At 69.6% G+C, this 12,968-nt stretch carries 14 protein-coding genes; 4 read left to right on the top strand and 10 right to left on the bottom strand.

Annotation, left to right across the window (positions count from 1 at the left end; genetic code table 11):
• Nucleotides 1–12 precede the first annotated feature (12 nt).
• From AC2D80_RS03855 to AC2D80_RS03865, 3 genes are all read right to left on the bottom strand, one after another.
• Nucleotides 13–1,512: a sensor histidine kinase gene (locus AC2D80_RS03855; protein WP_484631656.1), complete on the bottom strand. Its 1,500-nt coding sequence runs from the start codon at nt 1,510–1,512 to the stop codon at nt 13–15.
• Nucleotides 1,509–2,540 carry a sensor histidine kinase gene (locus AC2D80_RS03860; protein WP_484631657.1) on the bottom strand — a complete coding sequence of 344 codons (1,032 nt, stop codon included), beginning with the start codon at nt 2,538–2,540 and terminating at the stop codon, nt 1,509–1,511. Before AC2D80_RS03860 ends, AC2D80_RS03855 begins: the two co-directional genes overlap by 4 nt.
• Nucleotides 2,541–2,607: 67 nt before the next feature.
• Complete coding sequence (locus tag AC2D80_RS03865; RefSeq protein WP_484631658.1) at nt 2,608–3,513, bottom strand: ferritin-like domain-containing protein; 906 nt, start codon at nt 3,511–3,513, stop codon at nt 2,608–2,610.
• A gap of 44 nt (nt 3,514–3,557) precedes the next feature.
• Here AC2D80_RS03865 and AC2D80_RS03870 point away from each other — a divergent pair, with 44 nt between their 5' ends.
• The 3 genes from AC2D80_RS03870 to AC2D80_RS03880 all read left to right on the top strand — a co-directional run bounded on the left by AC2D80_RS03870 (nt 3,558) and on the right by AC2D80_RS03880 (nt 6,099).
• Complete coding sequence (locus tag AC2D80_RS03870) at nt 3,558–4,082, top strand: gamma carbonic anhydrase family protein (RefSeq protein ID WP_484631659.1); 525 nt, start codon at nt 3,558–3,560, stop codon at nt 4,080–4,082.
• 46 nt (nt 4,083–4,128) lie between these two features.
• Entirely contained in the window at nt 4,129–5,109 is a 981-nt protein-coding gene (gene hslO, locus AC2D80_RS03875) for an Hsp33 family molecular chaperone HslO (protein WP_484631660.1), read from the top strand.
• 93 nt (nt 5,110–5,202) lie between these two features.
• Nucleotides 5,203–6,099: a LysR family transcriptional regulator gene (locus tag AC2D80_RS03880; protein ID WP_484631661.1), complete on the top strand. Its 897-nt coding sequence runs from the start codon at nt 5,203–5,205 to the stop codon at nt 6,097–6,099.
• On the opposite strand, the gene AC2D80_RS03885 is transcribed toward AC2D80_RS03880, so the two are convergent.
• The 7 genes from AC2D80_RS03885 to pyrG form a co-directional block, all read right to left on the bottom strand.
• Complete coding sequence (locus AC2D80_RS03885) at nt 6,066–6,434, bottom strand: hypothetical protein (protein WP_484631662.1); 369 nt, start codon at nt 6,432–6,434, stop codon at nt 6,066–6,068. The genes AC2D80_RS03880 and AC2D80_RS03885 overlap by 34 nt on opposite strands.
• Nucleotides 6,435–6,543: 109 nt before the next feature.
• Nucleotides 6,544–7,215 carry an AAA family ATPase gene (locus tag AC2D80_RS03890; protein ID WP_484631663.1) on the bottom strand — a complete coding sequence of 224 codons (672 nt, stop codon included), beginning with the start codon at nt 7,213–7,215 and terminating at the stop codon, nt 6,544–6,546.
• Between the two features lie 4 nt (nt 7,216–7,219).
• Entirely contained in the window at nt 7,220–7,507 is a 288-nt protein-coding gene (gene ftsB, locus AC2D80_RS03895) for a cell division protein FtsB (RefSeq protein WP_484632639.1), read from the bottom strand.
• Nucleotides 7,508–7,526: 19 nt separating this feature from the next.
• Nucleotides 7,527–8,810: a phosphopyruvate hydratase gene (gene eno, locus AC2D80_RS03900; RefSeq protein WP_484631664.1), complete on the bottom strand. Its 1,284-nt coding sequence runs from the start codon at nt 8,808–8,810 to the stop codon at nt 7,527–7,529.
• Nucleotides 8,811–8,843: 33 nt separating this feature from the next.
• The gene (locus tag AC2D80_RS03905; RefSeq protein ID WP_484631665.1) at nt 8,844–9,131 is read right to left on the bottom strand and encodes a DUF1330 domain-containing protein; all 288 of its coding nucleotides are present in this window, start codon (nt 9,129–9,131) and stop codon (nt 8,844–8,846) included.
• 8 nt (nt 9,132–9,139) lie between these two features.
• Nucleotides 9,140–9,997 (bottom strand): 3-deoxy-8-phosphooctulonate synthase, encoded by an 858-nt coding sequence (gene kdsA, locus AC2D80_RS03910; RefSeq protein ID WP_484631666.1) that lies wholly within the window; start codon nt 9,995–9,997, stop codon nt 9,140–9,142.
• A 3-nt stretch (nt 9,998–10,000) separates the two neighbouring features.
• Nucleotides 10,001–11,650: a CTP synthase gene (gene pyrG, locus AC2D80_RS03915; protein WP_484631667.1), complete on the bottom strand. Its 1,650-nt coding sequence runs from the start codon at nt 11,648–11,650 to the stop codon at nt 10,001–10,003.
• A 103-nt stretch (nt 11,651–11,753) separates the two neighbouring features.
• Here pyrG and coaBC point away from each other — a divergent pair, with 103 nt between their 5' ends.
• Entirely contained in the window at nt 11,754–12,968 is a 1,215-nt protein-coding gene (gene coaBC / locus AC2D80_RS03920) for a bifunctional phosphopantothenoylcysteine decarboxylase/phosphopantothenate--cysteine ligase CoaBC (RefSeq protein ID WP_484631668.1), read from the top strand.

Genomic DNA, 12,968 nt, shown 5'->3' on the forward strand with positions numbered 1-12,968 from the left:
CGCCCGGCGACCTCAGGTCGGCGACTCGTCCGGTTCCTGCGCGGTGGGCAGGCTGCAGTGAAAGACCGCGCCTCCCTCGGGCGCCGTTTCAGCCCAGACCCGACCGCCGTGGCGCAGCGCAATGCGTTTGACGATGTGCAGCCCCAGTCCGCTGCCCGCGAACGCCTGCGGGCTGTGCAGCCGCACGAAGGGCTCGAACAGGCGCTCGGCCTGGTCCGGCGGAAAGCCCGGCCCGTTGTCCCGCACGCGGAGGTGGCCCGGGCCGGCCGCGTCCACCGTGATGAGCGCCGGGTCGCGGTCCACGGTGAACTTCCACGCGTTGCGCAGCAGGTTGTCCAGCAGGCTGTAGAGCAGCGCGGGGTCGCCCCAGACCACGATGCCCGGTTCCACCGCGCAGCGCGCGTGCCGGTGCGGCTCCGCTTCGTGCATCTGCGCCACGATGTCCTGCGCCAGGCGCGAGAGATCCACGGTCTGCCGTCGCAGCGGCTGGCGGCTCAGCCGGGCCAGACCCAGCAGGGCTTCGACGAGCTGGCTCATGCGCTGCGCCGAGCGGCCGATGCGGTCGATCATGTCGCGCGCCTCGGCGGACAACTCGCCGCCGTGGACGTCGGTCAGGATGTCGCTCAGGCCGGCAATGGCGCGCAGCGGCGAGCGCAGGTCGTGCGCGGCCATCGAGCTGAAGGCTTCGAGCTCCTGCACCGTGTCGTGCAGCTGCGCCGTGCGCTGGCGCACCCGGTGCTCGAGTTCTTCGTTGAGCTGACGCAGCCTCAACTCGCTGCGCTTGCGCGGCCCGATGTCCTGCAGCACCCCGCGCACCGCGCCGTCGGGCCGCACCGTGGCGTCCAGGCGCAGCCAGCGGACATCGCCTTCCCCGGGCATGACCCGGAACTCGACGTTCAGCGTCAGGGGCTCGGCGCCACTGCTCGTCAACACCGCCTCCAGGCCGGGGCGGTCCTCCGGGTGGACCCGGGCCAGCCAGCCGTCCCGGCCGACCGGCTCGGCGGGCAGCCCGGTCATCACGCGCGGCGGCCCCGAGAGCTGGAAGCGTCCGTCGGCCAGCGATTCGACCGTGCCCATCTGGGCCGCATCGAGCGCCTGGCGCAGCAGCGCCTGGCTGTGCGTGAGGGCCTCCTGCACGGCGTGACGCTCCAGCGCCATCTGGATGGTCGCGTGCAGTTCGCGCTGGGAGAACGGCTTGATCAGGTAGCCGTAGGGCCGGGTGCGGCGCGCGCGCTCCAGCGTGGAGTCCTCGGCGTAGGCGGTGAGGTAGATCACGGGGGTCTGGCGCGTGGCGGCCAGCTGGGAGGCCACCTCGATGCCATCCATCTCGCCCTTGATGTGGATGTCCATCAGCACGAGATCGGGCTCGGCGTCGCTGGCCAGCGCCAGCGCCTCGTGACCCGATTCCGCCACGCCCGCGATCTCATAGCCCATCTGCTGCAGCCGCTGCTGCAGGTTGAAGGCGACGATGCCTTCGTCTTCGACGATGAGGATGCGGGGGTCGGCCTTCACGCGGTCGGCTCCTTGACCTGAAAGCGCAGGCCAAACCGTACCGGGCCGGCGCGCTCGACCTCCAGCGTCCCGTCCAGCTGGCGCGCCAGCAGCTGGACCAGCTGCAAGCCCAGCGTGCCGGTGCGTTCGAGGTCGAGCGACGCGTCGATGGCCACGCCGTCGTTGCTCACCGCGAGTTCCACGGCACCGTCCGCACCCTGCCGCACCGCCACCTCGATGTGACCACGGCCGCCGCCCGGAAAGCCGTGCTTGAACGCGTTGCTCACCAGCTCATTGACCACCAGCCCGAGCGGCACGGCTTCGTTGATCGGCAGCTTCACCCCGGCGGCCCGGGTGCGGATGTCGACGCCGCCGGCCACGTCGGCGTAGGACTCCGCGAGGCTGGGCAGCAACTCACCCAGAAACCGTTCGAAGTCCACGCGCGCGAAGTCGTGGGACTGGTAGAGCGTCTGGTGGATCAGCGACATCGAGCGGATCCGGTTCTGGCTGTCGCGCAGCGCGCCCACGAGGTCGTGGTCCGCCAGCCGCAGGGCCTGCAGGTCGAGCAGGCTGTGGATCACCTGCAGGTTGTTTTTCACGCGGTGGTGTACCTCGCGCAGCAACAGGTCCTTCTGCGTGAGCGCGTCCTGGATGCGTTTCTCCGATTGCTTGCGCTCGGACAGGTCCAGGATGACCGACAGCACCATCGGTCCTTCCCCGGTCTCGACCGGGTTGATGCCGACCTCCACCGGAAACTCGCTGCCGTCTTTGCGCAGCCCGCTGAGGTCGCGGCCGGCGCCCATCGGCCGGGCGGCGGTTTCGTCGAGGAAGCCGTTGCGGTAGCGCGGGTGGGCGTGGCGGTAGCGGGCCGGGATGAGGGATTCGACGGGGCGGCCGATGAGCTCGCCGGCGCTGTAGCCGAAGGTGGATTCGGCCAGCCGGTTGGCCCGCACGATCGCACCCGCGCGGTCCACCACGATCATCGCCACGGGCACGCGCTGAAAGGCCTGTCCGAGGTAGCTGTCCAGTTCCATGCGTTCAACCGTCATGCCCGCACCCGATGTCCACGTCGAGGGGTCATGCTAGCGAGTTGATCGCCGTCCGGGGCGCTCCCCGTCAGGGCCGGTGTCGCATGATTGGGCGACGGGGCGGCTGGTCTTCGCCGAGAGCGTGCATTTCCTCCCGCGTGAAGCCGGCGGCCTCGCGGGCGGTGGTGTTGAACGGTGGTCGTGGGCGCGGCGCGGCGTGGCGACGCGCGAGCACGCGGTAGTGGGCCAGCGGGTCCAGCCCCTCGCGTTCGCACAGCCAGGCGTACCAGCGGTTGCCCACCGCCACGTGGCCGATCTCGTCGCGCAGGATGATGTCCAGGATGTCGACGGCGCGCGTCGCTTCCGGCGTGTTCACCCGGCGCAGCCGCGCCTGGATCAGCGGCGTGGCGTCCAGCCCGCGGGCCTCCAGCGTGCGCGGCACCAGGGCCATGCGCGCGGTGACGTCGTCCTGGGTCTTGACGCACATTTCCCACAGGCCGTGGTGCGCCTCGAAATCGCCGTAGTCGTGACCGAGCTGCTGCAGGAGCGCGCGCAGCAGCCCGAAATGCGTGGCCTCTTCGTGGGCCACCTGCAGCCACTGGCGGTAGTAGTCCGGCGGCAGGCCGGGAAAGCGCCAGCAGGCATCCAGCGCCAGGTCGATGGCATTGAACTCGATGTGGGCGATGGCATGCAGCAGCGCGGCCAGGCCGCTGCGGGTGAACGGCGAACGCCGCGGCACCGCGTCCGGCGCCACCAGCCCGGGCCGCGCGGGCCGCCCGGGCAGGGGCCGATCCGCCGGTGCGGTGAGTGGGGAGCGGGCGTCCAGCGCCGCTTCATCGCCATTGCCCAGCGACTGCCAGTCGCGCCACAGCGCGTGCGTCGCCGCGACCTTGTCTGCCGGGTCGGCCTGCAGCAAGGCCGCCAGCGCGCTGGCGCGCAGGCTGGGGCCGGTGGCGCGGGCGTGAGGGCAGACGGTCGCTTCGGTGGGGCGCATCCCTACAATTCTAGGTTTCGTCCCACAGCCCCCCGGAGTACCCCATGGCCCTGTTTTCTCTTGATGGCGTCGCCCCGCGCGTGGCCGATTCGGCCTGGGTGGCCGACAACGCGCAGGTGATCGGCAACGTGGAGCTGGCTGCCGACAGCAGCGTGTGGTTCGGCGTGACCATCCGCGGCGACACCGAGACCATCGTGGTGGGCGAGGGCAGCAACATCCAGGACGGCAGCGTGCTGCACGCCGACGTGGGCAAGCCCCTCACCGTCGGCCGGCATGTGACGGTGGGGCACCAGGTCATGCTGCATGGCTGCACCATCGGCGACGGTTCGCTCATTGGCATCGGCGCGGTGGTGCTCAATGGCGCCCGTCTGGGCAAGCACTGCCTGGTGGGCGCTGGTGCGCTGGTCACCGAGGGCAAGGAGTTTCCCGATGGCTCGATGATCCTGGGCAGCCCGGCCCGCGTGGTGCGCACGCTCACGCCCGAGCAGATCGAGGGCCTGCAGCAGAGCGCGCAGCACTACATCGACAACGCCCGCCGCTACCGGCAGGGCTTGAAAAAGATCGACTGAGCCCGATGTGCGGCCCTTCGTGACGAAAGTCTCCTGAAAGTCCCCCGTGTCCGAACTCCACAAATTCGTGTTTGAAGGCCTGCCGGTGCGCGGCATGCTCGTGCGGCTCACCGACGCCTGGCAAGACATCCTCGCCCGGCGTGCGCAGGCCGGCGGCTACCCCGCGGCCGTCACCGAGTTGCTGGGTGAGATGACCGCCGCGGCCACGCTGCTGCAGGCCAACATCAAGTTCAATGGGGCGGTGGTGCTGCAGATCATGGGCGACGGGCCGGTGAAGGTGGCCGTGGCCGAGGTGCAGCCCGACCTGAGTCTGCGTGCCACGGCGACCGTCACCGGCGAGGTGGCGGCCGACGCGCCGCTGTCGCACATGGTCAACGTGACCAACCAGGGGCGCTGCGCCATCACGCTCGACCCCAAGGACCGCCAGCCCGGCCAGCAGCCCTACCAGGGCGTGGTGCCGCTGTTCGGCGATCGCCACGAAAAGCTCGAAAAGATCAGCGAAGTGATCGAGCACTACATGCTGCAAAGCGAGCAGCTCGACACGCGCCTGGTGCTCGCGGCCAACGACCGCGTGGCGGCCGGCCTGCTGATTCAGCGCCTGCCGCTGCAGGGCGAGGCCAACCTCGCCGGGCAGGGCGTGGCCCGGGCCGACGAGGACCACATCGGCCGCAACGAGGACTACAACCGCATCGCCATCCTCGCCGCCAGCCTGCAACGCGACGAGTTGCTCAACCTCGACGCCCAGACGGTGTTGCACCGTCTGTTCTGGGAGGAAAACCTGCGTCGCTTCGAGCCGCTGCAGGGCGACGCCGGTCCGCGCTTTGCCTGCACCTGCTCGCGCGAGCGCGTGGCCGGCATGCTGCGCTCGCTCGGCCAGGCGGAGATCGAATCCATCCTCGCCGAGCGCGGGGAGGTGGAGGTGGGCTGCGAGTTCTGCGGCGCGCAGTACCGGTTCGACCCGGTGGATGCCGCGCAGGTGTTCCTGCCTTCGCCCGACCAGCCGCCGGTGACTGGCCGACCGCAGTAAGCCGGCCGGCGGCGCGGCGCGGGACACCCGCCGGGGTGTCGGCGGCGGCGGCGGCGTAGCATCGCCGCCCCGTCGCTGTCACCCCGCCGGCCCATGAAGAACGCCGAATTCCGCCAGCTCGCGCTGCTGTGCGAGCTGATCGACACCCAGAGCCTCAACGAGGCGGCCGCCCGGCTGCACATGTCGGCGTCCGCCGCCAGCCACGCCCTGTCGCGACTGCGGCAGGAGCTCGGCGATGAGATCTGCGTGCGCGACCGCCAGCATTACCAGCTCACGCCCTACGGCGAAGCGGTGCTGGAGCCATTCCGGCAGATCCTCGCGGCGTGGCGTGCCTCGAGCAGCACGGCCGTGCTGTTCGATCCGCGCGACTGCGACGCCCGCATCGCCCTGGCCAGCTGCGATGGCCTTGGCCTCGCCAGCCTGGCCGCGTTGCTGCGCGCCGTGCAGGCCGAGGCGCCGCGTCTGCGGCTGCATGTCGACAGCCCGTCCCACGGGCCGCGCGACATCGAGGCCCTGCGCAGCGGCCATCTCGACATCGCCTGCACCCTGCAGGATGCCCCCGACGACGCCCGCGACCTGCACCGCGACACGTTGACCCGGCTCGTGCTGGACACGGTGTGCCTGCGGCAAGACCACCCGCTGCTCGCCAGCGGGTTTGATGGCGCGGCCTACACCGCGGCCTCCCACCTGATGATCGGCTGCGCGCCGCGGGCGGGCGCCGAAGACGCCGGTGCCGACGGTCCGGTGGTGGTGCGGTCGTGGGTCCTGGCGGCCGAGCTGCTCGCCACCGGCGACCGCCTGCTCACCACGACCGCCGCGCAGGCCCGCCAGCTGCTGGCCGCGCGCCCCGGTCTGTGGGCGCTGCCGCTGCCACCCGGCATTCCGGTGCGCGAACTGCCGCTGCACATGATCTGGCACCAGCGCACGCACCAGAGCAAGCCCCACCGCTGGCTGCGTCAGCGGCTGCGCGAGCGGGCCGGCGCCATGTGACGGGGCTGTGCCGCGGTGCCGAGCCAGCCGTCGATGCGGCGCTGGTGGCGGTGGGCCGTGCCCTCGCCGAGCATGCGGCACATGAGGTCAAAGCAGTCAAAGCGCAGCCGCCGAACCGCGGCCAGCGAGTCTCCCGCCATGACGCGCGCCATCAGCAGGCGGTCCCGCGCCGACAGGCGGGACTGGACCGGCTGAAGCTCGCGCCGCAGGTAGCTTTGCAGCGCCGCCAGCCGGTCCGCCTCACTCGCCCCGCCGGACGGCCGACCGCCCCACCAGCGCTGCAGCCACGCCCCCACACCGCGCCCGTGGGCCCCTTGTTGATAGATATTGCTCATTGCCTCTCCCTTGTCGATTGCGAATGTCGACACTGTAGGAAGGCCAGGGTGGCTTGTCGAACGCAAGTTCGGCGATAGGCGTTGCGCCGATTGCAATACAAAAAATCTATCAGACCTCGTTGGTCGGTAACCCAGGGCTGCGGGAAGCCACCAGCGCCGAGAACAGCCGGTGCTCACAGCCCGGATCGCTGCAGGCCTCGCATTGCCAGCGCCCGGTCCCGTGACGCAGGCGCTCGTCGTCGGGCACCAGGGCGCTGCCGAGGTGCGGCTGCAGCGCCGCCAGGGCAGCCGCCAGCCGGCGCGGGCCCTGGCCGTAGATCGTCTGGAATGCCAGACCCGCTTCCTGCAGCGCCCGGCGCAGCCGCGCGTCGATGGCGTCGCGGACCGCGGGGCTCTCGCGAAACAGCCCATCGGCCTGCCACGGCAGATCCAGCCCCATCAGCAGCGTGCAGTCCACGCGCCGCTGGGCATCGAGGGCCGCGGGCCACAGGCTGTCGTCGTTGAAATAATGGGCGCTGTAGGCCGCGACGACCAGCGCCGTCGTGTCGGCCACCACGACCACGCCCGGGCGGCGGGCGGCGTCGATGCGGCGGGTTTGCTCCGCCGCGATGCCGGCCTGTTCTTCTGCGCGGGGTGCGCGGCCGGCCTGGGTGCACCAGTCCCGCAGGTGCTCATCCACGCGGACCGCGGGCCAGCCCCGTTCGGTCAGCGCGGCCGTCAGGGCGTGCGCGAGGTGGGTCTTGCCGCTCGATTCGCCCCCGAGCAGGGCGATGGTGGGCATGGTGTCAGCGCCGCGCGGGTTGCGCGATCTGGACGAAGATTTCGTTGGGCTTGACCATGCCCAGTTCCTGGCGGGCGAGCTCTTCGACCATCGCCAGGCCTTCCTGCAGGTCGCGCACCTCGCTGGCGAGCTGGTCGTTGCGCTGCTGCGCCTGCTGGTTGGCCGCCACCTGATCGGCCAGTTCCCGCTTCATCTCGGCCACCCGAGGCACACTGCCCCGGCCCAGCCAGAGCTGGGCGTGCAGGGCGAGCAGCAGGCCCACGAGCAGGGCCGGAATCAGGCGGCTGGCCATCATGGGGTGGCGTGTCGCGTCACTTCAGGTTGTAGAAGGCCGCGCGACCGGGGTAGACCGCCACTTCGCCGAGGTCTTCCTCGATGCGCAACAGCTGGTTGTACTTGGCCATGCGGTCCGAACGCGACAGCGAGCCGGTCTTGATCTGGCCGGCGTTGGTGCCCACCGCGATGTCGCTGATGGTGCTGTCCTCGGTTTCGCCCGAGCGGTGGCTGATCACGGCCGTGTAGCCCGCGCGCTTGGCCATCTCGATGGCGGCGAAGGTTTCGGTGAGGGTACCGATCTGGTTGATCTTGATGAGGATCGAGTTGCCGATGCCCTTGTCGATGCCTTCCTGCAGGATCTTGGTGTTGGTGACGAACAGGTCGTCGCCCACCAGCTGCACCTGCTTGCCCAGGCGCTCGGTGAGCAGCTTCCAGCCGTCCCAGTCGCCCTCGGCCATGCCGTCTTCGATGCTGACGATCGGGTACTTGTCGCACCAGGTGGCCAGGATGTTGGTCCACTCCTCGGCGCTGAGCACCAGCCCCTCGCCTTCGAGGTGGTACTTGCCGTCCTTGTAGAACTCGCTGGAGGCGCAGTCCAGGCCGAGCGCGATCTGCTCGCCCGGCGTGTAGCCGGCGTTGGCGATGGCTTCCAGGATCATCTGCAGCGCGGCCTCGTGGCTGGCCACGTTCGGTGCAAAGCCGCCTTCGTCGCCGACGGCGATGCTCATGCCCTTGTCGTGAATGATCTTCTTCAGCGCGTGGAACACCTCGGCGCCCCAGCGCAGGGCCTCGCGGAAGCTCGGCGCGCCCACCGGGATGATCATCAGCTCCTGCAGGTCGAGGTTGTTGTTGGCGTGGGCGCCGCCGTTGACCACGTTCATCATGGGCACCGGCATCTGCACCGCGTTCATGCCACCGAAATAGCGGTACAGCGGCAGACCCGCTTCCTCGGCCGCGGCGCGGGCCACGGCCATCGAGACAGCCAGCATGGCGTTGGCGCCCAGGCGGCTTTTGTTTTCGGTGCCGTCGAGGTCGATCAGGGTCTTGTCGAGGAAGGCCTGCTCGGAGGCGTCGAGGCCGAGCACGGCTTCGCTGATTTCGGTGTTGATGTGCTCCACGGCCTTGAGCACCCCCTTGCCGAGGTAGCGGCTCTTGTCGCCGTCGCGCAGCTCGATGGCTTCGCGCGAGCCGGTGGACGCGCCCGAGGGCACGGCCGCGCGGCCCATCACGCCGCTTTCCAGCAGCACGTCGCACTCAACGGTGGGATTGCCGCGGCTGTCCAGCACTTCGCGGCCAACGATGTCAACGATTGCACTCATGGGTTCTTCTGCCTTGGGAGATGAAAAAACGGATCAGACGCCCTCGACCGCGATCATGCGGATCGAGCCGGCGCCCTCGCGGGCCTCGCGGGCGCGGGTGTAGGTTTCGGAGTCGTAGTAGGCCTGCGCGGCCGCCAGGTCCTTGAACTTCAGCACAACGATGCGCTGCGGCGTCCAGCCGCCTTCCAGGCTGATCGTGCGGCCGCCGCGCGCGAGCACCTCGGCGCCGTGCTCCTGCATGGCGCGCGTGCTCCACTCACGGTAGACCTTCATCTGCTCTTCGTTGGTGACGGTGACGTCGGCAATCAGGTAGGCGGGCATGGGGTGGCTCAGTCGTGGAAGCGGTTTTCGAGGAAACCCTGACGCTTGGTCACGCGGTCGAGTTCGAGCAGCGTTTCCAGCAGCGCGGGCATGTGCTTGAGAGGCACGGCGTTCGGGCCGTCGGAGAGGGCCTTGGACGGGTCGGGGTGGGTTTCCATGAACAGGCCGGCCACACCGACCGCCACGGCCGCGCGCGCCAGCACCGGCACGAACTCCCGCTGGCCGCCGGAGCTGGTGCCCTGGCCGCCGGGCAGCTGCACGCTGTGGGTCGCATCGAACACCACCGGGGCAGCGGTCTCGCGCATGATGGCCAGCGAGCGCATGTCGGAGACGAGGTTGTTGTAGCCGAAGCTCACGCCGCGCTCGCAGGCCAGAAAGCTGTCCTCGGGCAGACCGGCGTCGCGGGCCGCGTCGCGCGCCTTGTCGATCACGTTCTTCATGTCGTGCGGCGCAAGGAACTGGCCCTTCTTGATGTTCACCGGCCGGCCAGACTGCGCCACGGCGCGGATGAAGTCGGTCTGTCGGCAGAGGAAAGCGGGCGTTTGCAGCACGTCGCAGACCGCCGCGGCGGGCGCGATGTCGTCCTCGCTGTGCACGTCGGTGATCACCGGCACACCGAGCTGCGACCGCACCTTGGCCAGCACCGCCAGGCCAGCCTCGCGGCCCGGGCCGCGGAAGCTCTTGCCGCTGCTGCGGTTGGCCTTGTCGAAGCTGCTCTTGAAGATGAAAGAGATGCCCAGCGACGCGGTGATGTCTTTCAGGCGGCCTGCGACGTCGAGCTGGAGTTGCTCCGATTCGATCACGCAGGGACCGGCGATCAGGAAGAAAGGCCGGTCGAGGCCGACGTCGAAGCCACACAGTCGCATGGGTCAGTCCTTGCGGCGCAGGGCGAGCGCCGCCTTGATGTACGCGTTGAACAGCGGATGACCGGCCCACGGGGTGGACTTGAACTCCGGGTGGAACTGCACGCCCATGTACCAGGGGTGGACGTTCTGCGGCAGTTCCACGATTTCGGTGAGCTGTTCGCGCTGCGTGAGGGCCGAGATCACCAGCCCGGCCGCGCGCAGGCGGTCCAGGTAGTTGACGTTGGCTTCATAGCGGTGGCGGTGGCGCTCGGTGACGACGTCGCCGTAGATGCTGTGGGCCAAGGTGCCGGGCGTCACGTCGGAGCTTTGTGCGCCCAGGCGCATGGTGCCCCCGAGGTCTGACGAGGCGTCGCGCTGCTGGATCGTGCCGTCGGCGTCTTTCCATTCGGTGATCAGCGCGATCACCGGGTGCGGCGTGTCGGGGTCGAATTCGGTGCTGTTGGCGTGTTTGAGACCGGCGACGTGGCGCGCGTACTCGATGGTGGCCACCTGCATGCCCAGGCAGATGCCCAGGTACGGCACCCGGTGTTCGCGGGCGTAGCGGGCCGCGCAGATCTTGCCTTCCGTGCCGCGCTTGCCAAAGCCGCCCGGCACCAGAATCGCGTCAAACGCGCCCAGTTCGGTCGCCACGTTGTCCGGCGTGAGCGTTTCGGAGTCGATGTAAGTGATCTCGACCTTGGCCTGGTTCTTCAGACCGGCGTGGCGCAGCGCTTCGTTGAGGGACTTGTAGCTGTCCGACAGGTCCACGTACTTGCCGACCATGGCGAGCCTGAGCGTGGCCGTGGGGTGCTCGACCGCGTACACCAGGTCGTCCCAGCGCTTGAGGTTGGCCGGCGGCGTGTTCAGGCGCAGCTTGTCGCAGATCAGGCCGTCCAGGCCCTGCTCGTGCAGGATGCGGGGCACCTTGTAGATGGTGTCCACGTCCCACATGCTGATCACGCCCCACTCGGGCACGTTGCTGAACAGGCTGATCTTGGCGCGTTCTTCGTCGGGGATGCGGCGATCGGCGCGGCAGAGCAGCGCGTCGGCTTGGATACCGATCTCGCGCAGCTTCTGCGCGGTGTGCTGCGTGGGTTTGGTCTTGAGCTCGCCAGCGGCGGCGATCCAGGGCACGTAGCTCAGGTGCACAAAGGCCGAGTGGTTGGGGCCCAGGCGCAGGCTCATCTGGCGCACGGCCTCCAGAAACGGCAGGGACTCGATGTCGCCCACGGTGCCGCCGATCTCGACGATGGCCACGTCCACCGCGTCCGGCGTGCCTTCGCCCGAACCCTTGCGGATGAATTCCTGGATCTCGTTGGTGATGTGCGGGATCACCTGCACCGTCTTGCCGAGGTAGTCGCCGCGGCGCTCCTTCTCCAGCACCGACTGATAGATCTTGCCGGTGGTGAAGTTGTTGGCCTTTTTCATGCGCGTTTCGATGAAACGCTCATAGTGGCCCAGGTCGAGGTCGGTCTCGGCGCCGTCGTCGGTGACGAACACCTCGCCGTGCTGAAACGGCGACATGGTGCCCGGATCGACGTTGATGTACGGGTCGAGCTTGATGAGGGTGACGTTGAGGCCGCGCGACTCCAGCAGCGCGGCGAGAGATGCAGAAGCAATGCCCTTGCCCAGGGAGGACACCACACCGCCGGTGACGAACACGTATTTGGTCATGTCTCGGGCGGGCCGGCGGCCCGCAGGAGGTGGAAATGGGAATTATATGTGGCCCCCCACCCGGGCCCGGCGCGCTCGCGGGGGCCCTGATACATTGCGCGCCATGAACGATCTCGCCGGAAAACACGTCATCCTGGGCCTGTCGGGCGGCATCGCCTGTTACAAGGCGGCCGAGTTCTGCCGGGCGCTGATCAAGGCCGGTGCCACCGTGCAGGTGGCGATGACCGAGGCGGCCGAGCATTTCATCACGCCGGTGACCATGCAGGCGCTCTCCGGGCGGCCGGTCTACACCTCCCAGTGGGACGCGCGTGAGGGCAACAACATGCCCCACATCAACCTCAGCCGCGAAGCCGACGCCATCGTGATCGCGCCCGCCAGCGCCGACTTTCTGGCCAAGCTGCTCCACGGCCGGGCCGACGACCTGCTCTCGCTGATGTGTCTGGCGCGACCGATCGAGCGGGTGCCGCTGATCGTGGCGCCGGCGATGAACCGCGAGATGTACGCCCACCCCGCGACCCAGCGCAACCTGGCCCAGCTGCGGGCCGACGGCACGGTGGTGCTGGGCGTGGGCGCGGGCGATCAGGCCTGCGGCGAGACCGGCGACGGGCGCATGCTGGAGCCGGCGGAGCTGCTGGATGAACTGGTCGCGCATTTCCAGCCCAAGCCGCTGGCGGGCCGGCGGGTGCTGATCACCGCCGGTCCGACCTTCGAAGCGATTGACCCGGTTCGCGGCATCACCAACCGCAGCAGCGGCAAGATGGGTTTTGCCATCGCCCGCGCCGCGTGGGAGGCCGGGGCCGACGTGACCCTGGTGGCGGGCCCGGTGGCCCTGGCCACGCCGCGGGGCGTGGCGCGGGTGGATGTGGCGTCGGCGCTGGACATGCAGCGCGCGGTTCAGGCCGCCGAGGCCACGGCGGATGTGTTCATTGCCGCGGCGGCGGTGGCCGACTGGCGGCCAGCGACCGAAGCGATGCAGAAGATCAAGAAAGACGGCAGCGGCGCCGTGCCCGCGCTGGCCTTCGTGGAGAACCCCGACATCCTGGCCGGCGTGGCCGCGGGCGCGCGGGCCCGGAGCGGCGCGTTGTACTGCGTGGGCTTCGCGGCCGAGAGCCACGACCTGCTGGCACACGCGCAGGCCAAGCGGGCGCGCAAGGGTGTGCCGCTGCTGGTGGGCAACATCGGCCCCGATACCTTCGGCCGCGACGACAACGCCCTGCTGCTGGTGGATGCGGCCGGTGCGCGCGAGTTGCCGCGCGCCGACAAGCTCACGCTCGCCCGCGCGCTCGTGGCCGAGATTGCCCGGCGCTTGCCGGCCTGA

This window comes from Hydrogenophaga sp. T66, assembly GCF_057219855.1.